The sequence below is a fragment of the Azospirillum fermentarium genome, from assembly GCF_025961205.1.
Lineage (GTDB): Bacteria > Pseudomonadota > Alphaproteobacteria > Azospirillales > Azospirillaceae > Azospirillum > Azospirillum fermentarium.
The window spans coordinates 2,573,574-2,591,864 of record NZ_JAOQNH010000001.1 but is presented as its reverse complement, the minus strand read 5'-3'; the positions used below and the strand labels follow the sequence as shown (position 1 = coordinate 2,591,864).

Here is an 18,291-nt window from a genome sequence, read left to right as displayed (position 1 = left end):
AATGAGTCTCTGTGCTCTCTTTTCAAGAAGGGAGTGGTTTTATTATTTTGAATTCCAAGGTATTCGAATGGCAATTACCAGCGGCTATTCAACCCATGAAAAACCGGGGCTGGCTGTTCAGGTGGTCGATAAGATCTGGGCCGGCATCGTCAACGCCGACAGCGCCTGGAACCCCGAAAAATCCTGCTACCAGCTTTCTGCGGAATACCGCAAAAGCGGGCGGACCCCCGACGAAAGCGTGGATCATTTCATCGCGTGGCAAACCGCCAAGGCGGCGGGGAGCGGCTTTCTGCTGGGGTTGCCCGGTCTGGTGTTCGGCGCGGTGACCATTCCCGCCGGGCTGACGGTGGCGACCTATCTTCAGCTTCGCACGGTGGCGGTGGTGGCGCTGCTGTACGGCTGGGATCTGCCGTCGCACCGGGTGAAGACCCTGGCGCAGCTCTGCCTGTTGGGCGGGGCGGCGGCGGAGGTGGTGCGTTCGGCGGGCGTGCGGGTGGGGAGCCGGCTGACCGGCAGGCTGGTCGCCGGAGTGTCCGATCCCGTCCTTGCTCAGATCAACCGGCGCATCGCCGCCCGCCTTTCCACCAAGGCGGGGGCGGGCGGGGTGGTCACCATGACGAAATTCCTGCCCGTCGTCGGCGGCCTCATCAGCGGGGGCTTGAGCGCCGTGTCCACCCGGCAGGCCGGGCGCGCGGCCAAGGCGCTGCTCTCAGGCGGCCCCGCCGCCCATGGCGGCGCCCATCTTGCACCCGCCCTTGGTGCCCCCGCCGCTCCCGGCTAGGGGGCCCTAATGGGCCATCAGCACCGGCACCGTGGCTTCGCCCAGAATGGTGCGGGTGGCGCCGCCCAGAACCAGTTCGCGCAGGCGTGAATGACCATAGGCGCCCATCACCAGCATGTCGGCCCCCAGCGTGCGGGTGCACTCCAGGATGGTGGCGCCCACATCGCCGCCCTGCTGGATGACCGACTGGTGGTGGGTGCGGATGCCATGGCGTTCCAGATAGATCATGATGTTGCGCCCGCTGTCGCCGGTATGGCCGGGCGGGTCGATGGTCAGCACCGTCACCTTGCCCGCGGCGGCCAGGAAGGGAAGGGCGGCGCGCACCGCGGCCCCGGCCTCGCGCGTGTTCTTCCACGCGATGACGATGTTGCGCCCGAACTCGTCCTCCGGCATGCCCCCGTAAGGCAGGACCAGGGCGGGGCAGGGGGATTGCAGCGGCAGCCGGTCGGGCACGTGCAGCAGCACCCGGTCCTCCAGGTGGCCGGCGTGGCTCTGGGTGATGATGGCAAGGTCGGCGAAGGCGGCGCGGGCGGCCAGCAGCTCCACATGGTCCCCCTCGTCCACCGTCCAGGAATAGGAGCAGTCCTTCAGCGCCTGCCGCACCTCATGCTCGATCTGCCCGGCCTTCTCATGGGCGATGGCCGTCGCTTCGGCCAGGAACCCGTACGATGCCCCCCGCCCCGTCACCGCCGCCGGCATGTGCACCGGAGTCGCAATGTACAGCACATCGACGAAGGCACCGAAACGGGCGGCCAGCGACACCGCGACACGCAGCCGCACGTCGTGGCGTTCATCGTTGGCCATGTGAAGCAGAATGGTCTTGATCGGCATGGAACCCGCTCTGTCTCGTGGGGCGGCCCTTGCGGAGCCATGCCCTTAGGTAACGCCGCCGCCCGGTGATCGCAACGCCGCTTCCGTCATAGGGAGATTCTTTTATTGGTAAGGAATCACGATGACGACAGGTGATGTACACTATGCGTTGTGATGCGATGCTATTTTAATCTACCGTAAACGGTGCGAACGAAATACTATGCACCGGGGGCAATCACGCGGCCTGTAGGGTGTGTCATGTATTACAGCACGCAAGTTACCGGACCCGGCAGCAGCGCCAGCACCGTGGCGACGCCGGTCACCAAGAAGACCACGGACGCCAAGGCTGCGGATGCCAAGGCCGCGGCAACCACGTCCGCGGCTACGCCGGCATCGTCCAGCCCGGCCTACACCATCAGCCAGTCCATGGAATCCCTGCTCGACGCCATGTCGGGCAAGGCGCCGGCCAAGACCCAGGACGACAGCGGCACCGCCACCGATTCCTCGGGCGGCGGCTCGTCCTCGGCGCCGTCGTCCTCGTCGGCCAACGCGGGGCTGAAGCGGGCGACGGACGCGCAGCGCTACATGCAGGCGGCGGCGGACCAGGGCAAGCAGGTGGCCAGCTTGCTGAACAAGGCGGTCAGTTCGTTCAAGAGCGATCTGGGCTCCATGCTCAGCGGCCTCGGCATGTCCGACGACAAGGTCAAGGACGCCATGGGCAGCTTCGACGACGCCATGAACTCCAAGATGGCGAACATGGACTTCAGCAACATGGCCGTCGATATGCAGACGGCCCGGTCGCAGTGGACCATCGAATCCCGCGGCATCGAGCTGAAGATCAAGGACGGCGACCGCGAGGTGTCGATCTCCTTCGCCAAGTCCACGCTCGACTTCCGCAAGGATGAGCAGAGCGCATCCGCCGTGTTCGGCGCCAACGGCGACATGACCAAAGCCATGTTCGGCCAGTCCACCACCACCGCCACGGCCAAGGCCACCGGCATCATCGTGCGGGGTGCGGAGAACTTCAGCTCGGACGAGATGAAGAACATCCTGGGCAAGCTGACCGACATGGCGTCGAAGGGTGGCGGCATGAAGGGATTGGCCACCCTGTCCCCCTCCACCGATTCCAAGGGGGTCATGCACCTGAACGTGGACCTGTCGGTGCCGGTGGACGGCTTGAGCAGCGGCAGCAGCGCGGCAGCGGCCTCGACGGCGGCGGATTCGTCCGCGTCGTCGTCCACGCCCGCGGCCTCGTCGGTGAACATCAGCGCCTGACGGGTGCAGCACCGATCATGGGAAGAGAAGGGCCGGCGGTACCCATCGCCGGCCCTTTTTCTGTTCACTTCACCGGCAAGGTGACGGCGTAGGCGTCCACCGGCAGCACCGTGCCGGTCAGGCCGCGGGCCTTCAGGAACTCGGCGAAGCGGGTGTAGCGGGCCGGGTCCAGTGCTGCCGGGTTGTTGGCGAAGCGGGGCAGGGTGTCGGCCCAGGCGCGGCGGTTCAGATCGTCGTTCAGCTCCGGGCGCCCCTTGACGAAGGCGGCGTGGGCCGGTTCCTGGTGGTTCAGGATGTAGAGCGATGCACGCTCCACCGCCCGCACCAGCCGCGGCAGGCGGGGATCGTCCAGCTTGGCCTTGTTGGCGACCAGGACCAGTTCGTCATAGGGCGGCACCCCCTCTTCCTCGGGGAAGAAGGCGCGGCCGGGGCGTTCCTCAAGCGCCATCTGGTTCAGTTCGAAATTGCGGAAGGCGCCGATCACCGCGTCCACCTGACCCGACAGGATCGACGGCGACAGGCTGAAGTTCACGTTGACCAGCGACACGTCCTTCAGCGACAGGCCGTTCTTTTCCAGCATGGCGCCCAGCACGGCATCCTCGAACCCGCCGACCGAGAAGCCGACCTTGCGGCCCTTCAGATCCTTCACGCTCTTGACCGGCCCGTCGGCCAGGACGACGACGGAGTTCAGCGGCGTGGACACCAGCGTGGCGATGCGCACCAGCGGCAGCCCCTGGCCCACCTGCACCTGAAGCTGCGGCTGGTAGCTGACCGCCACGTCGGCTTGGCCGGCGGCCACCAGCTTGGGCGGGTCGTTGGGATCGGCGGGGGCCACCAGTTCCACGTCGAGCCCTTCGTCGGTGAAGAAGCCAAGCTCCTTGGCCACCACCAGCGGGGCATGGTCGGGGTTGACGAACCAGTCCAGGATCAGCGTCAGCTTGTCCGCCGCCGCCGCGGGCACCGCCGCGCACAGACCGGCGGCCAGCACCACCGCGGCCATCACATGCTTCATCGTGTGGGTTCCTCGTTGAGGGTTGCTTCATCGGGCTGCCAGGGCAGGGCACGGCGCAGCAGCGCGTCCACCCCGGCGTAAAGGGCGATGGCGAACACCGCCAGAATTGTCAGGGCGGCGAACATCACGTCGGTCTGCATGCGGGCGTTGGCGTGCAGCATCAGGTATCCCAGCCCCGCCGACGACCCCACCCATTCGCCGATCACCGCACCGATGGGGGCCACCGCCGCCGCCACCCGCACGCCGGACGCCAGCGCCGGCAGCGCCGCCGGCAGCCGCACCCGCCACAGAACGGCGGCGGGGGCCGCACCCATGGTGCGGGCCAGATCGACCCAGCCGGGATCGGTGCGCCGCAGCCCGTCGAACAGGGCGGTGGTGACGGGGAAATAGATGATCAGCGTCGCCATGGCGATCTTCGACGCCATGCCGTACCCCAGCCACAGCACCAACAGCGGCGCCAGGGCAAACACCGGGATGGCCTGGCTGACCACCAGCAGCGGCAGCAGCCAGCGCCGTGCCGGGCGGAACCCCGACAGCAGCAGCGCCGACGCCCCCCCCAGCGCCACCCCCAGCCCCAGCCCGGCCACGATTTCGGCCAGCGTCCACAGGGCGTGATGGGCCAGCAGCGGGGCCTGGGTCCACAGGGCCTCGGCCACCCGTCCGGGGCCGGGCAGGATGAAGCGGGGAACGTCGGTCAGCCACACCACCCCCTGCCACAGCGCCAGCAGCACGGCGGCGGTGACGGCCCCGCGGATGATGCGGATCATGCCGCCAGCCTCCGCAGCACCTCGGCGTGCAGAGCCATCACCGTGGCGGGATCGCGGGGCGGGGGGCCGGGCGGTTCCAGCGCCGGGCCGATGGCGGCGGGGCGCCCGCTCATCACATGGACCCGGTGGGACAGGCGCAACGCCTCCAGCGGGTCGTGCGTGACAAGAAGGACGGTGCGTCCGGCCAGCATGGTGCCGGCCAGATCCTGAAGCCGCAGGCGGGTGATGGCGTCGAGCGCCGAGAACGGCTCGTCCATCAGCACCACGGGCCGGTCCTCCATCAGCGTGCGGGCCAGCGCCACCCGCTGCCGCTCGCCGCCCGACAGGGCCGCGGGCCGGTCCCGCTCCCGCCCCGCCAGCCCGACGGCGGCCAGCAGCCCGCGGGCGCGGCTGCGGACGGTGGCGGTCAGCGCCTCTCCCCGCAGCCGGGCGCCCAGCGTCACGTTGTCCAGCAGCGCCAGCCACGGCAGCAGCAGATCCTGCTGCGCCATATAGGCCACCCGTCCGGCCAGCGGGGTGCCGTCGGAGGTTTCGATGGCGGTGGGCGGTTCGGGGGTGTCGAGCCCGGCCAGCAGCCGCAGCAGCGTGGTCTTTCCCACCCCGCTCGGCCCCAGCAGGCTGGTGATGGCCGCCGGCTCCAGGCTCAGGCCCAGCCCGTCGAACAGGCGGGCGCCGCCGCGGGTCAGCCGTGCCCGGGCGATGGATAGGCCGAGGGGGGCCGGGACCGACGGCCCAGCCCGCAGGACATCATGCATGGCTCACTGATCCCTACGCCGGTATGAACCGGATCAGGTTCCAGGGGTCGCCTCCGCAGGGGTGCGGAGACCTCTCAGCCGCCAGCCGGCTCCCCCCAGTGATTGAGGCAGAGACTATGGCGCGGCGGGCCGGGAACGGCAAGGGGGTCTGCCCAGGGCAATCGGGTGAAGGAGTGCGTGACAACGGGTCGGAGTTCTGAATCGATGCCGTGCCTTGGCATCGACACTGGCGGGCATGATGGACGCGACCGGGGCGCTGGGTGAGACGATTGTTTTTCTGGATCATTTTCGTGCGCTGCCGGACCCTCGGCAACGCGGTAAGGTGATCTACCCGTTGGACGAGGTGCTGTTGCTGTGTCTGCTGGCGGTGTTGGCGGGAGCGGAGAGCTTTGTCGAGATCGCCCGCTTTGGGACTAAGAAGCTGGCGTTTTTGCAGCGGTTCCGGGCCTTTGCCCACGGAACTCCGTCGCATGACCAACTGGGCGACATCTTCGCCACGCTGGTCGCCGAGCACTTCCAGCGCTGCTTCGTCGCCTGGGTTGCCGCCCTGACCGGCGCCCCCGCCGAGGTCATCGCCATCGACGGCAAGACGGTGCGGCGGTCGCACCACAAGAGCGCCGGCAAGGGGGCCATCCACATGGTTTCCGCCTTCGCCGCCCGGCAACGGCTGGTGCTCGGGCAGGTCCAGGTCGCCGCGAAGGCGAACGAGATCGTCGCCATTCCCAAGCTGCTGGAAATGCTGAGCATCGAAGGTGCCATCGTCACCATCGACGCGATGGGCTGCCAGCGCGGCATCGCCACGGCTATCCTTGCCAAGAAGGCCGACTACCTTCTGGCTCTCAAGGGCAACCAGGGCAGCCTGCGCGAGGACGTCGAACTGTTCGTGATCGAACAGAAAGAGCGCGGCTTCCCGGACACCACGATCAGCCGGCACCAGACGGTTGACGGCGACCATGGCCGCATCGAAACGCGCACCACCACGGTCATTCACGACGTCGCCTGGCTACAGGAGCGCCACAATTGGCCGGGGCTGAACAGCGTCGTCATGGTCGAAAGCCGGCGCGACATCGGCGACAAATCCGAGGTCGAAACCCGCTTCTACATCGCTTCCCTGGTGCTCCTGGCTGCCCAACTGGGGCCGATCATTCGCAGCCATTGGGCGGTGGAAAACAGCCTGCACTGGGTCATGGACATGATCTTCCGTGACGACGAATGCCGCATCCGTACCGAGCACGCCCCCGCCAACTTCACCACCATCAAGCACATGGCCCATAACCTGCTCCGAAGAGCACCGGGCAAGGACTCCCTGCGCATCCGCCGGAAGCTCGCTGCTTGGGACGACGACTTCCTGGCCAGTCTCATCACCTCATAAACCCTTCACCCGATTCCCCTGGGGCTGCCCGCCTAATCCATCAGCCGCCCCCAGCTTCCCGCCACGGGGCCGAAACCGGCGGCGTTCACCCGCCCGTGCAGCGTCCACGGCAGCTCCAGGCGCTGGCCGGCATCGCGTCCGATGCTGCGGGTGGTGACGGCGGCGCCGCCCGCCGCCAGGCCGTCGGCCATGCCCAGCCCCATGGCGCCCAGCGGAACCGTCAGCCGCAGCCCATGGTCGATGCGTCCCTCCGACAGGCCGTAAGCGGCGGCCAGCGCGTTGCCGCCGGTGTGCGGCCCGTCGGTCCAGGTGACATGGGCCCCCACCGCAATCCCGTTGTCGAAGCGGTGCGACAGGTCCAGCGTGGCGCCCCGGTCGCGGCCCAGATAGCGCCCGGCGCGCAGGGTGGCGGTGCTCATGCCGTCGCCGGACTCCAGATACGCGGCCAGATGCCCGGTGATGCGGCCGCTGCCCCGCTGCACCGCCAGCCCGGCGGCGGGCTCGCGTTTCCACACGCGGTTCAGGTCCAGGCCGATGGCCCACCGGGCCTGAACCGGTTTCCACAGCGCCTCGGCCCCGGCGCCGGCGAACATCTCCTCCATCCAGCCGGCGGACAGGCGGGCGTGCCAGCCGTCCGCAGGGGTGGACAGCCACGACAGCATCAGCCGCCCGGCACGCACCGGCACCGCGTCGTAGAGCGCCACGTCGCTGCGCACGGGCCGTTCCACCGGCAGGGCGCTGAGGTCGAGAGCCCCCAGCGTGGACGCGGGCGTGATGCGGGCGGTGGCGTCGAGGACTACCCCGCGCACCGGCTCCGCCGTCATCCCGGCTTCGGTCACCGTGCGCCCGGCATAGGGTACGCCGGCTTCGAACAGGCTCTGGTCGGAGGTGATGGTCAGCACCGGCATGATCCGCCACGACCAGGACGCGGGCGGAACCGGCGGGGTGCCGGTCACCCCGGTGGTCCGGGCAATCTCCTCGGGGCTGCCGCGGCGGGCCATGGCCCGCTCCACCTGGGCGCGGGGCAGGCTGTAGGATGCACCGGTCAGCCCGCCCGATCCGGTGACCACGGTCAGGGAGTCCACCCCCGGCGCGGCGGCCTCCGCCAGCAGCCGGGCGGCGCGGCCCACCGGGCGGGCGGCGGGGCCGTCCTGGCCCGCCGGGTCCAGCCACAGCACCGCGTGGGCGTCGTCCAGAACCGCGGCGCGGGCCGGCAGCCCTTCGGCTTCGGCCACCGCCAGCAGGTCGTCGCGGGGCATGGCCGCGGGGGCGCGGGGCACCGGCCAGGACAGGGGCGGGGGCGTGCGCATGCGTCCCTCCTCCGCCAGATCCGCCGGACCGGGGGTGAGCGACAGGCGCACCCCGGCATAGCCCTGCTGCCACCCCAGCGACAGGTCGGCCCAGCCCGCCGGCTTCCACGCCACCGCCACGCCCCACGGCGGCCCGGCGGGGTAGGTGGGATCGACGCTGCGTTCATAGGCGAAGCGGCTGCCGGGCAGGTCGAGTTTGAGCGACACCCCGTCCAGCGGCGTGCGCCATTCCACCCCGGCGAACAGACCGATGCGGCGTCCGGTGAACCAGCCGGGCGGGCCGCGGCTGCCGGGCCCCTGCAGCGGGCGGTCCCGCCGCAGCCGGCCGGGCAGGGGATTGGCGATGCCCGGCCCTTCGCCCAGCCGGCCCCATCCCAGGCCCGCCGTCAGATCCAGATCCCACCAGCGCCGTGTCGCCACCAGATATTCCGACGCCAGCCGCCCCCGTTCCCGCAGGTCATAGCCGATGCCGCTGACGTCCCGCGCACCGATGGCGAGCGCCGGCCACCATTCCCCCTCGTCCCACAGGCGCAATTTCACATCCAGGCCCGGTTCGTTCAGCCCGAACAGGCTGGGCGACAGGGTGGAGCGGGCCACCACCTCCAGCCAGGGCAGGGGCTGAACCCCGAAGGTCAGGTGCTGCGTTCCGTACCGCTGCCGGGCGAACCCGGCGGTGACGGTGCCGGCGGGCAGCATGCGGGCGCTGGGCGATTCCAGCAGCCCGGTGCCGCCCCAGTCGGACAGGGTGGGCGTCAGCGGCTGCGCCGACGCTGGACACACCGCCAGCACGGCCATCGGAAGAAGAAGGAGGGGAAGACGGCGCATCGCCATGAAGGATGACCGGGGCCGGAACACACACCAGACCCATCCTTACAGCATACGAATGCAACCGAAAAGAGGTGGGATGCGGGCCGGCCTAACGCCGGCGGATGCCGCTGAAGGTGACCTGCCCGCGTTGCAGCCGGGCGCCGGTCAGGTTGGCGCCGTCCAGCACCGTGCCCAGCAGGATGGCGTCGGCCAGATTGGCCTGCACCAGATTGGCCCCGGTCAGCAGCGCGCGGGTCAGATCGGCCCCCATCAGGTTCGAGGCCCAGGACCGGCCCGTGGACCGCCCGTTGGGATCCTTGATCTCCGCCGCGTTCAGCCGCACGCCGGTCAGGTCGGCGTCGGCCAGCCGGGCATAGGACAGGTTGGCCCCCGACAGGTCGGCCCCCATCAGGTTGGCCCGCGACAGGTCGGCCCCCGACAGGTCGGCCATGATCAGCCGCGCACCGGCCAGCGACGCCCCCGACAGGTTGGCACCCCGCAGGCTGGCGGCGGACAGGTTGACCCCGCGCAGGTTGGCGCGGCTGAGATCGATGCCGTCCAGCTCCGCCCGCTGGCCGCGCTGGCCCATGCTGTCGATCCAGCGTTCATGGTCGAAGATGGCGCGCTGGATCTCCGACCCCATGGCGTCGATGGGCCGGGCCATCAGGGCGCCGGAGAAATCCGCCTGGGACAGGTCGCAGTCGGCCAACCCCACGCCCACCAGTTCGGCGTCGCGGAACACCGCCCCGGTCAGCCGGGCGCCGGCCAGTATGGCGCCGTTCAGCCGAGCCCCGGCAAAGCAGGTGTTGACCAGGACCGCCAGACGCAGGTCGGCGTTCTGCAGGATGCCGTTGGACAGGTCGGCGTCGGACAATTCCGCCTGGCGCAGGATGGCGCCGGTCATGTCGGTGGGCACCGACGGTTCGCCCATGGCCAGCCCCTGCGACGCCTGGACCAGGACCGAGGTGCGGAGCTGGCGCTGGGCCGCCTCCCGCTCCGGGGATTCCAGCACGCTGTTGCGGCGCTTCGGCCCGGCGGGGGTGCCGCTGGACAGGTCGGCGCCGCGCAGGATGGCCTCGGTGAAATTGGCCGCCCGCAGCCGGGCGCCGCGCAGGTCGCTTTGGGACAGGTTGGCGTTGCTGATGTCGGCGTTGTTCAGGTTGACCCCGAACAGATCGGCGCCGGCCAGATTGGTGGCGTGCAGCCGGCATTTCACCAGCCGCGCCCCGGTCATGCGGGCCGACCGCAGGTCGCGGTGGGCCAGATCCGCCCCCTCCAGGTCCGCCATCACCAGATCGGCGCGCATGCCGCCCGGCAGCCCCTTCACCCAGCGCACGTGCCGTTCCAGCACCTCGGCCAGTTGGTCGGGGGGGACGGGAGCGGGCGGACGGGGCTGGACGGCGGACGGCGTTTGCACGGAAGCACGTCTGTATGGTTGTGGACGCAAGGAGTGCGTAGCGCAATTCTCTGACAGCATTCCTTACCGAAGGCTAAACGGATCCTCCGCGAAGGGGGTAGAAAACGCGCAGTCTTTTGTTGCGTCTTTGTCACAGCCTGCGGCTTTGCAGAAACACACCATGGAACCCACATCGACAGAGGCGCCGGCGATGGTCTATCGCTTGCCTCATTCGCCGAGGTTGGTTCCATGACACGCTCTTCCGCTGGTTTCGCCCGTCTCCTCCTTGCCGCCGCTGCGTTTTGGCCGGTTCTGCCCCTGGCGGCGGCGCCGGTTCCGGCCCGTGCCGAGGGGGCGGAGCGCGCGTCCCTCGACGTGGCGATCGCCGCGCGGATGGTGGACAACGGCCGTTTCGTCGCCGGCGACCCGGTGGATTTGCAGGGCTTGCGCCGTTTTTATGCACAGCGCGGATTTGTGCCCTTGTGGGTGCAACCGGGTGGTGTTTCGGGCGGCGCGGTGGTGCCGGCGGCCTCGGCGGTGCTGTCCGTCCTGCGCGAGTCGGACGCAGAGGGGCTGGCCCCCGCCGACTATCACGCCGCGGCCATCGCCGAACGGCTGGCCGATCCGGCCCAGGCCCGGCGGATGGAGCTTGACGTCCTGCTGACCGACGCGGTGATCAAATACGCAACCCACCTGCGCGCCGGGCGGGTGGCCCCGCGGCTGGTCAGCGCCGATTACGCCGAGGTTCCGCGGCCCGAGGTGGACGCGGTGGCTCTGGCCACCCAGGTGGCGGAAGCCGCCGACCCCCGCCCCCTGCTGGCGCCTCTGGCCCCGCCCAACCCGGCCTATGGCGCGTTGAAGGGCGTGCTGAAGCGCATGGCGGCGGCGGAAAAGGCGGGCGGCTGGCCGCTGGTGCCGTCCCCGCGCGGGGGAACGCTGGCCGTGGGGGCCAAGGATCCGGCGGTGCCGGCCCTGCGCCGCCGTCTGGCCGCGTCGGGCGATTTCGACGGGCGGGCGGACGCCAAGGGATCGGCCAATGGACCGGATGTGATGGACGCCGCCCTGCGCAAAGCGGTGGAGCGGTTCCAGACCCGCCACGGCCTGCCGGCCAACGGAGAGGTGAACGCGGCCACGCTTGCGGCCCTGAACGTGCCCGTTTCCGTCCGTATCGCCCAGGTGCAGGCCAACATGGAGCGGGCCCGCTGGCTGCCCCCCCGCTTCGCCGACCGGCGGATCGAGGTGAACATCCCCGAATACACCCTGCGCGCCTTCGACGGCGGCAAGCCGGCGCTGCAGATGCGGGTGATCGTCGGCAGCAAGGCCCGCCGCACGCCCGTGCTGTCCAGCGTGGTGCCGTCGGTGGTGCTGAACCCCACCTGGACCATCCCGCCGACCATCGCGCGCGAAGATTACCTGCCCAAGCTGATCCGCAATCCGGGCTATCTGGCGGCCCACGGCTTCACGGTCTATTCCGGCTGGGGCGCCGATTCCCGCCCGCTGGATGCCGGCCGCATCAACTGGAAGGCGGTGGGCACCGGCATCACCAAGCTGCGTCTGCGCCAGGATCCCGGGCCCAAGAACGCGCTGGGGCAGGTGAAGTTCAACATCATCAACGGCTACGACGTCTATCTGCACGACACCACCGCGCGGGAGAAGTTCCAGCAGCACGCCCGCGCCCTGTCGTCGGGCTGCGTGCGGGTGGGCGAACCGCTGGTGCTGGCCGATTTCGTGCTGGGCGGCAACGGCGACTGGACGCCGGAGCGCCGCCAGCAGACGCTGGACAAGGCCGCGACCCGCACCGTCGCGCTGAAAGACCCGCTGGAGGTCCATCTGCTCTACCAGACCGTCTGGGTGGACGGGGCCGGCGTGGTGCAGGTGCGCGACGACATCTATGGCCGCGACGGCGAGCTGATGGACGCCATCGCCCGCCGCCGCCCCACGCCCCCGGCGGCGGCCCAGCCCACCGCCGCCCAGCCCACCGCCGCCCAGCCGGTCGTGGCCCTGCCGGCCGCGCCGAAGCCCGCCGCCCCGCGGGCCGCGGCGGTGACGGCCCCCCCGGTTCCGCCGGCCAAGGCCAAGCTTGCCGCCCGTCCGTAACAAAAAAAGCACGTCCCAACCTCCGCGCTCCGCCAAAGGGTTAGCTCCAGCGATACCGCGAAGGGCGGGTCCGTGGCCATTTGGTGACTTGTCAAAGGAGGTAAAGATCCCCTAAAGGTGCGCTCACGACGCATGAGAGCCGCTGCAGCGGCCGCAGCTTTCCTGAGCCTCAAAGGGGGATCACGATGACCACCGAATGCACTCCGCCCGACCAGGAGCCGGAGATCGGACGGCGGAAATTCATTCGTCTGGGACTGGCCGCCGCCGCCTCGGCGACCCTGCTGACGCCGGATGAATCCTGGGCGCTGCCCGCGGTTCCGGGGCGCCGGCTGTCTTTCTACAATCTCCACACCTCGGAAAAGGTGTCGGTGGAGTACTGGGCGCGCGGGAAGTACGTGCGCGACGGGCTTCGCCAGGTGAACAAGCTGATGCGCGACCACCGCAACGGCTCCATCCACCCCATCGAGCCCAAGCTGCTGGACGTGCTGTTCCAGCTTCAGCGCATGACCGGGACCAAGGGGCCGATCCACATCGTGTCCGCCTACCGCTCGCCCGCGACCAATGCGGCACTGCGCGAGGCCGATCCCGAGGGTGTGGCCCGCCGCAGCTATCATATGGACGGCAAGGCGGTGGACCTGCGTTTCCCCGGCGTGCAACTGTCCAAGCTGCACCGCGCGGCCCTGTCGCTGCGGGCCGGCGGGGTGGGGTATTACCCCGACAGCAATTTCGTGCACGTGGACGTCGGCCCGGTCCGCCACTGGCTGGGCTGACCCGCGCCTCCGATCATCCCCGGAAACCGCCCGGCCCGCGTCATGCGGTGCCGGGCGGTTCCGTTTTGGGGATGCCTTACTTCCCGGCGTTGGGGAAGAAGAGCTGCTCGCCGTTGATCTTGTAGCCGGCGATGGTCTCCTGCCCGGCGGGGGAAATCAGCCAATCGACGAACTGCTTGGCCTCCGCCGCCTTCACATGGGGGTGCTTGGCCGGGCTGACCGCCATCACGCCGTACTGGTTGAACAGGCGCTTGTCACCCTCCACCACGATTTCCAGATCGCCGCGGTTCTTGAAGTTCAGCCACGTGCCGCGGTCGGTCAGGGCATAGGCGTTCATGGCGGCGGCGGTGTTCAGGGTGGGGCCCATGCCCGACCCGGTTTCCTTGTACCAGCCGGCGCCCGACTTCACCTCCACGCCCGCGTCCTTCCACAGGCGCAGTTCGGCCTTGTGCGTGCCGCTGTCGTCCCCGCGGGAGGCGAAGGGCGCGCCCTTGGCGGCGATGGCCTTCAGGGCGGCGACGGAATCCTTGCCGCCCTTGATCCCGGCGGGGTCCGATTTGGGGCCGACCACCACGAAATCGTTGTACATCACGTCGTGGCGCGCGTCGGCGAAGCCGTCGGCGACAAATTTCGTTTCCGACGGGGTGTCGTGGACGAACAGGGCGTCGGCATCGCCGCGGCGGCCGGTTTCCAGCGCCTGGCCCGTGCCCTGGGCCACCACGCGCACGGCAATGCCGGTCGCCTTGGTGAAGGCCGGCAGCAGGTGGTCGAACAGCCCCGACTGCTCGGTCGAGGTGGTGGAGGCCACCACGATGGATTTGTCCTGTGCATGGGCGCCGGCGGGCAGGGCGGTTGCCGTCGCCAGGGCCGCCGTCAGGGTCAGGGCGGTGAACAGCCGCCGGTTCAGGGTGCTGGTGGGCATGGGACTCCCTCCGTTTATCGTTGTTGGGTTCAGGGATAGAGGTCGCCGCGCAGGAACGCGGTGGCCTGGGGACTGTCCGGGGATTGAAAGAAGCGTTCGGCGGGGGTGTGCTCCACCACCCGGCCATGGTCCATGAACACCACGTCGCCGGCCAGCCGCCGCGCCTGTCCCAGATCGTGGGTGGTCATGATCACCTTGATGCCGTCCCCGGTGAAGCCGGTCAGCATCGCCTCAACCGCGCGCGTGGCGGCGGGGTCCAGGGCGGCGGTGGGTTCGTCCAGGAACAGAACCTCCGGTTCCAGCGCCCAGGCGCGGGCCAGCGCCAGCCGCTGCTGCTCGCCCCCCGACAGCACCCGTGCCGGGCGGGACGCCAGATGGGTCAGGCCGAAGCGCTCCAGCACCGCGCGCGCGGTGTCCGCCCGGCGGCGCCAGCCGGTAAGCAGACCGCCGTGCCCGGCCACCGCCAGGGCGTGGGTGAGGTTGCCCAGGGCGGAGCGGCGCAGCATTACCGGGCGCTGGAACACCATGGCGTGGCGGAACGGCTGGCGCCGCGCCGATGCCGCCCCCGGCCCCAGCCAGTCCACCCGCCCGCGGGTCGGCGTCAGCAGCCCGTGGCACAGGCGCAGCAGCAGGCTCTTGCCCGCCCCGTTGTGGCCGAGGATCAGCGTGGGGGCGGTGCCGCCGATGGTCAGGTCCACCCCGTCCAGCAGGGTCCGCCCGCCGGCATCGAACCCGGCCCCGCTCAGCCGCAGCGGCAAAATGGTGGGAGCGGCGCGCACGGCAAACGCCCTCACGCCCCGGCCCAGCGGCGGGCGGCGTGCCCGACGGCATAGGCCGCGGCGTTGATGACCAGCGTCAGCCCCAGCAGCACCACCCCCAGCCCCAGGGCCAGCGGCAGGTTGCCCTTGCCGGTTTCCAGGCTGATGGCGGTGGTCATGGTGCGGGTCAGGCCGGCGATGTTGCCGCCGACGATCAGCACCGCCCCCACCTCGGCGCTGGCCCGCCCGAACCCGGCCAGGAGCGCCGTCAGCAGGGCATAGCGCCCGTCCCACAGCAAGGTGGGCACCGCCTGGCGTTTGGTGGCGCCCAGCGAGCGCAGGTGGTCGGCGTATTCCTCCCACAGCCCCTCGACCACCTGACGGGTCAGCGACAGGACGATGGGCAGCACCAGCACGGTCTGGGCCACCACCATGGCCCCCGGCGTGAACAGCATGCCCAGCGGCCCCAGCGGGCCGGCGCGCGACAGCATCAGATAGACCAGAAGACCCGCCACCACCGGGGGCAGGCCCATCAGGGCGTTGAAGATCACCACCACGATCCCGCGGCCGGGAAAGCGGGTGACGGCCAGCAGCGCCCCCAGCGGCATGCCCACCACCGCGGCGACGGTCACCGCCTGAAGCGTGACGCGCAGGGACAGCCCGACGATGGACAGGAAGTCCGGGTTTGCGCTGGTGACCAGCGCCGCGGCGGCCCGGAACGCCGCCCAGAGATCATCCATCCGGTGCTCGGCCGTTCTTATCGTTGACGGCAAGGGGTCGCCGTTTCCGTAAGAGATGCGCGTCCGGGCCCAGGATGCAAGGGCAGGATGATCGGGGAGGCGAAAACGCGGCGGTTATTGGCGGCGCGCGATGATGCCGCTGCGCTGACGGTGAGCGTGGGGATGGGGGGCGGCGGCGTGGGGATGAGGGGCTGTGTGGGGATGGTGGGGGGCGGCTGTCCCGCGCGCCTCTTCCTGGCCGCGGCGGTAGCCTTCCCGCTCGGCGGCGTCGATGGCCTCGGCCAGCCGGCGTTCGAAATCGCGCTCGGCGACGGGCGAATAAAGGTCGATGCGGAAATGCTGCTGAAGACGCCAGCGCAGGATTTGTGCACGCTGAAAAGCCGTCATGCGGCGGTCCCCCATGGCTGATCCGGTCCTGCCGGTCAGGATGGGGGCGGTGCTGCCGGCGGGGCAAGGGGGCATGAGGGGAAGGATCGCCGCCCCTTATGCCCGTCCCCGTTCATCCGGCCTCGTGCAAAGGTCATAACCCCGGTGGCCCCGATGCGCGGCGGGGCCGCCGGGAAAGGGGCGGAGGTCAGTGACGGGTGCGGGCCGGGGTGACGTAGACGCCATCCCAATCGACGCCGAACAGGGCATCTTCGCCGGCGTCCTCCACCAGATCCTCGTATTCGGCGGAATCGATCACGCCGAAGATGGAGGCGGTGCCCGAGGAGTCGAGATCGCAGGTGATGACCCGATCCGCCACCTCGACCGAGGTGAAGAAGATTTCCGGCAGTTCCATGGCGTCCAGTTCGGCAGCCACGCGGCATTCGATCTGGTGGGCGATGAAGGCCGGCATGGCCGCGTGCAGCTTGGCCGCCTGGGCGGTCCAAATGATGCGCTGGACGCGTGCGGGGCTCTGGTCCTCCGCGGCGGGCATGGTGGGATTGGCGGCCATAGTGATCATACGGGACATCAGGTTCGACGGGCTGGACGCGCGCATAATGACCTCCGTTGTAGATGGCCCTAGCGTCAGTCCTAGGCGGTTAACGGCGGCTTAAGACGATCAGGGGCAGAAGTCGTACCCAAATAGTAGAGTGCCTACGCCCTTTCGCAAGAGGTAAAACGACCGTTTGCCCTGGATTAAGTGTTTTCCCTGACCCGCGGCGGGGTCACAGCCGTGGCCGCGGGGGTTGCCCCTTGGGTGCCGCGGGCTTGGGCGGCAGGCCCGGACCCGCCTGCTGCTGGGAATAGGCCGCCGCCACCGCCGCGGCAACGCGCGCATTGTCACAGATCAGCGCGATGTTGGCCTTGAGGCTGTCGCCGCCGGTCAGTTCGGTCACCCGTGCCAGCAGGAAAGGCGTCACATCCTTGCCCTGCACGTTCCGCCGGCCTGCCTCGTCCAGGGCGGTGGCGATGGCGGTGGCGATGGCGCCGGGGGCGGCGGCGCTGTCCTCCGGCACTGGGTTGGCCAGCAGCACGCCGCCGCCCAGCCCCATCCGCCATTTGACGGCCATGATCCGCGCCACCTCCTCCGCCGTGCCGCAGCGGTGGTCCACGGACAGGCCCGAGGTGCGGGTGTAGAAGGCGGGGAAATCCGCGGTGCCGAACCCCAGCACCGGCACCCCACGGGTTTCCAGGTATTCCAGCGTCTTGGGCAGGTCCAGGATCGACTTGGCCCCCGAACACACCACGCAGACGTCGGTGCGGGCCAGTTCCTCCAGGTCGGCGGAGATGTCGAAGCTGGACTCCGCCCCCCGGTGGACCCCGCCGATGCCCCCGGTGGCGAACACCGGGATGCCGGCCATGCGGGCGGCAATCATGGTGGTGGCGACCGTGGTGGCGCCGATGCCCCCCGTCGCCAGCGCCACCGGCAGATCCCGGCGGCTGAGCTTTGCCACGTGCGGCCCCCGCGCCAGCCGTTCCAGATCCTCCGCCGTCAGGCCGATGCGGATGCGCCCGTCCAGCACGGCGATGGTGGCGGGCACCGCCCCCGCCGCGCTCACCACCGCCTCCACCCGCTGGGCGGTGGCGATGTTTTCGGGATAGGGCATGCCATGGGAGATGATGGTGGATTCCAGCGCCACCACCGGGCGGCGGCGCTGGATGGCATCGGCCACCGCGGGGGTGATGGACAGGAAATCGTGCATCGCACTGCCGGAGCTTGACGGGAAACGCCCGCAAGAATGCCCCTGTACGCAGGCGCGCGCAATGGGATGCGACGGCTGGAGCGAAAATGCCCCATGGCAAAGTCATTACAAAAGTTATGGAATAATTGATAAGACCAAATGGTGGTTTCCCCGGCAGATTGGATTGGTTATCATAATGGAAATGGGTGAATGCGCCCTATACCCTGAAAAAGAAAAGGGATATGGCGACGGTTATCCTTGACGGGAAATGGTTGGCTTGACGGAAAATGGTCAGTCGCGCTGACATTCTTGCCGCCGCCCATGGTAATCACAGGGAAGGATGGCCCGCGTACGCCCATCCCCCGTTTCCGGGGACGGCCGCGCGGAGCAGGAGGACGAAATGTTGACGTATCAGGAGCTTCTGGCCCAGCGCGCCGGCCTGCCGCTGCGCAGCCGCCGCCGCGGTTCCCCGCCCGCCGAAGCCGCCCGCGAACGGCAGATGGACGCGGTGGAACGCCGTCTGGCCCGCAACCCGGCCCTGGCCGCCAAGGTGGTGCCGGAAACCGGCCATACGGCGGACGAAAGCGCATCCCAGCGCTGATTCCCCCGAA

18 protein-coding genes and 1 riboswitch are annotated in these 18,291 nt (G+C 69.6%); of the genes, 6 read left to right on the top strand and 12 right to left on the bottom strand.

Annotated elements, in window-relative coordinates:
• Positions 1-67: 67 nt before the first annotated feature.
• Positions 68-781 (top strand): EcsC family protein, encoded by a 714-nt coding sequence (locus M2352_RS12185; protein WP_264664752.1) that lies wholly within the window; start codon positions 68-70, stop codon positions 779-781.
• 6 nt (positions 782-787) lie between these two features.
• Here M2352_RS12185 and M2352_RS12180 read toward each other — a convergent pair whose 3' ends face one another.
• The gene (locus M2352_RS12180; protein WP_264664751.1) at positions 788-1,612 is read right to left on the bottom strand and encodes a universal stress protein; all 825 of its coding nucleotides are present in this window, start codon (positions 1,610-1,612) and stop codon (positions 788-790) included.
• A 237-nt stretch (positions 1,613-1,849) separates the two neighbouring features.
• Here M2352_RS12180 and M2352_RS12175 point away from each other — a divergent pair, with 237 nt between their 5' ends.
• A complete protein-coding gene (locus M2352_RS12175) occupies positions 1,850-2,866 on the top strand; it encodes a hypothetical protein (RefSeq protein WP_264664750.1) in 1,017 nt (338 codons plus the stop codon).
• A 64-nt stretch (positions 2,867-2,930) separates the two neighbouring features.
• On the opposite strand, the gene M2352_RS12170 is transcribed toward M2352_RS12175, so the two are convergent.
• The 3 genes from M2352_RS12170 to M2352_RS12160 form a co-directional block, all read right to left on the bottom strand.
• Positions 2,931-3,878: an ABC transporter substrate-binding protein gene (locus tag M2352_RS12170; RefSeq protein WP_264664749.1), complete on the bottom strand. Its 948-nt coding sequence runs from the start codon at positions 3,876-3,878 to the stop codon at positions 2,931-2,933.
• Entirely contained in the window at positions 3,875-4,645 is a 771-nt protein-coding gene (locus M2352_RS12165; RefSeq protein WP_264664748.1) for an ABC transporter permease, read from the bottom strand. Before M2352_RS12165 ends, M2352_RS12170 begins: the two co-directional genes overlap by 4 nt.
• The gene (locus tag M2352_RS12160; RefSeq protein ID WP_264664747.1) at positions 4,642-5,400 is read right to left on the bottom strand and encodes an ABC transporter ATP-binding protein; all 759 of its coding nucleotides are present in this window, start codon (positions 5,398-5,400) and stop codon (positions 4,642-4,644) included. Before M2352_RS12160 ends, M2352_RS12165 begins: the two co-directional genes overlap by 4 nt.
• A riboswitch (TPP riboswitch) is annotated at positions 5,393-5,506 on the bottom strand. It overlaps the preceding gene by 8 nt.
• A 132-nt stretch (positions 5,507-5,638) precedes the next feature.
• Between M2352_RS12160 and M2352_RS12155 the strand changes: the two genes are divergently transcribed.
• Positions 5,639-6,772, top strand: a complete 1,134-nt coding sequence (locus M2352_RS12155; protein ID WP_264665349.1) for an ISAs1 family transposase — start codon at positions 5,639-5,641, stop codon at positions 6,770-6,772.
• A 32-nt stretch (positions 6,773-6,804) separates the two neighbouring features.
• Here M2352_RS12155 and M2352_RS12150 read toward each other — a convergent pair whose 3' ends face one another.
• Together M2352_RS12150 and M2352_RS12145 are read right to left on the bottom strand one after the other, a co-directional pair.
• Entirely contained in the window at positions 6,805-8,913 is a 2,109-nt protein-coding gene (locus tag M2352_RS12150) for a YjbH domain-containing protein (RefSeq protein WP_264664746.1), read from the bottom strand.
• 85 nt (positions 8,914-8,998) lie between these two features.
• Positions 8,999-10,306, bottom strand: coding sequence for a pentapeptide repeat-containing protein (locus M2352_RS12145; protein WP_264664745.1), 1,308 nt, complete (start codon positions 10,304-10,306; stop codon positions 8,999-9,001).
• A 228-nt stretch (positions 10,307-10,534) separates the two neighbouring features.
• Between M2352_RS12145 and M2352_RS12140 the strand changes: the two genes are divergently transcribed.
• On the top strand, positions 10,535-12,382 hold the full coding sequence (locus M2352_RS12140) for a L,D-transpeptidase family protein (RefSeq protein ID WP_264664744.1): 1,848 nt from the start codon (positions 10,535-10,537) through the stop codon (positions 12,380-12,382).
• 185 nt (positions 12,383-12,567) lie between these two features.
• Positions 12,568-13,152, top strand: a complete 585-nt coding sequence (locus M2352_RS12135) for a DUF882 domain-containing protein (RefSeq protein ID WP_264664743.1) — start codon at positions 12,568-12,570, stop codon at positions 13,150-13,152.
• A 76-nt stretch (positions 13,153-13,228) separates the two neighbouring features.
• Here M2352_RS12135 and M2352_RS12130 read toward each other — a convergent pair whose 3' ends face one another.
• The 6 genes from M2352_RS12130 to M2352_RS12105 all read right to left on the bottom strand — a co-directional run bounded on the left by M2352_RS12130 (position 13,229) and on the right by M2352_RS12105 (position 17,701).
• Positions 13,229-14,074 (bottom strand): extracellular solute-binding protein, encoded by an 846-nt coding sequence (locus M2352_RS12130; protein WP_264664742.1) that lies wholly within the window; start codon positions 14,072-14,074, stop codon positions 13,229-13,231.
• Positions 14,075-14,103: 29 nt separating this feature from the next.
• Complete coding sequence (locus M2352_RS12125) at positions 14,104-14,853, bottom strand: ATP-binding cassette domain-containing protein (protein WP_264664741.1); 750 nt, start codon at positions 14,851-14,853, stop codon at positions 14,104-14,106.
• Positions 14,854-14,864: 11 nt separating this feature from the next.
• Complete coding sequence (locus tag M2352_RS12120) at positions 14,865-15,572, bottom strand: ABC transporter permease (protein ID WP_264664740.1); 708 nt, start codon at positions 15,570-15,572, stop codon at positions 14,865-14,867.
• A 114-nt stretch (positions 15,573-15,686) separates the two neighbouring features.
• Positions 15,687-15,959: a hypothetical protein gene (locus M2352_RS12115; protein ID WP_264664739.1), complete on the bottom strand. Its 273-nt coding sequence runs from the start codon at positions 15,957-15,959 to the stop codon at positions 15,687-15,689.
• A 187-nt stretch (positions 15,960-16,146) separates the two neighbouring features.
• Positions 16,147-16,554, bottom strand: coding sequence for a hypothetical protein (locus tag M2352_RS12110; RefSeq protein ID WP_264664738.1), 408 nt, complete (start codon positions 16,552-16,554; stop codon positions 16,147-16,149).
• A 169-nt stretch (positions 16,555-16,723) separates the two neighbouring features.
• Positions 16,724-17,701, bottom strand: coding sequence for a pseudouridine-5'-phosphate glycosidase (locus tag M2352_RS12105; protein ID WP_264664737.1), 978 nt, complete (start codon positions 17,699-17,701; stop codon positions 16,724-16,726).
• A 379-nt stretch (positions 17,702-18,080) separates the two neighbouring features.
• On the opposite strand from M2352_RS12105, the gene M2352_RS12100 reads away from it, so the two are divergent.
• Positions 18,081-18,281, top strand: coding sequence for a hypothetical protein (locus M2352_RS12100; protein WP_264664736.1), 201 nt, complete (start codon positions 18,081-18,083; stop codon positions 18,279-18,281).
• The last annotated feature ends 10 nt before the right edge of the window (positions 18,282-18,291 follow it).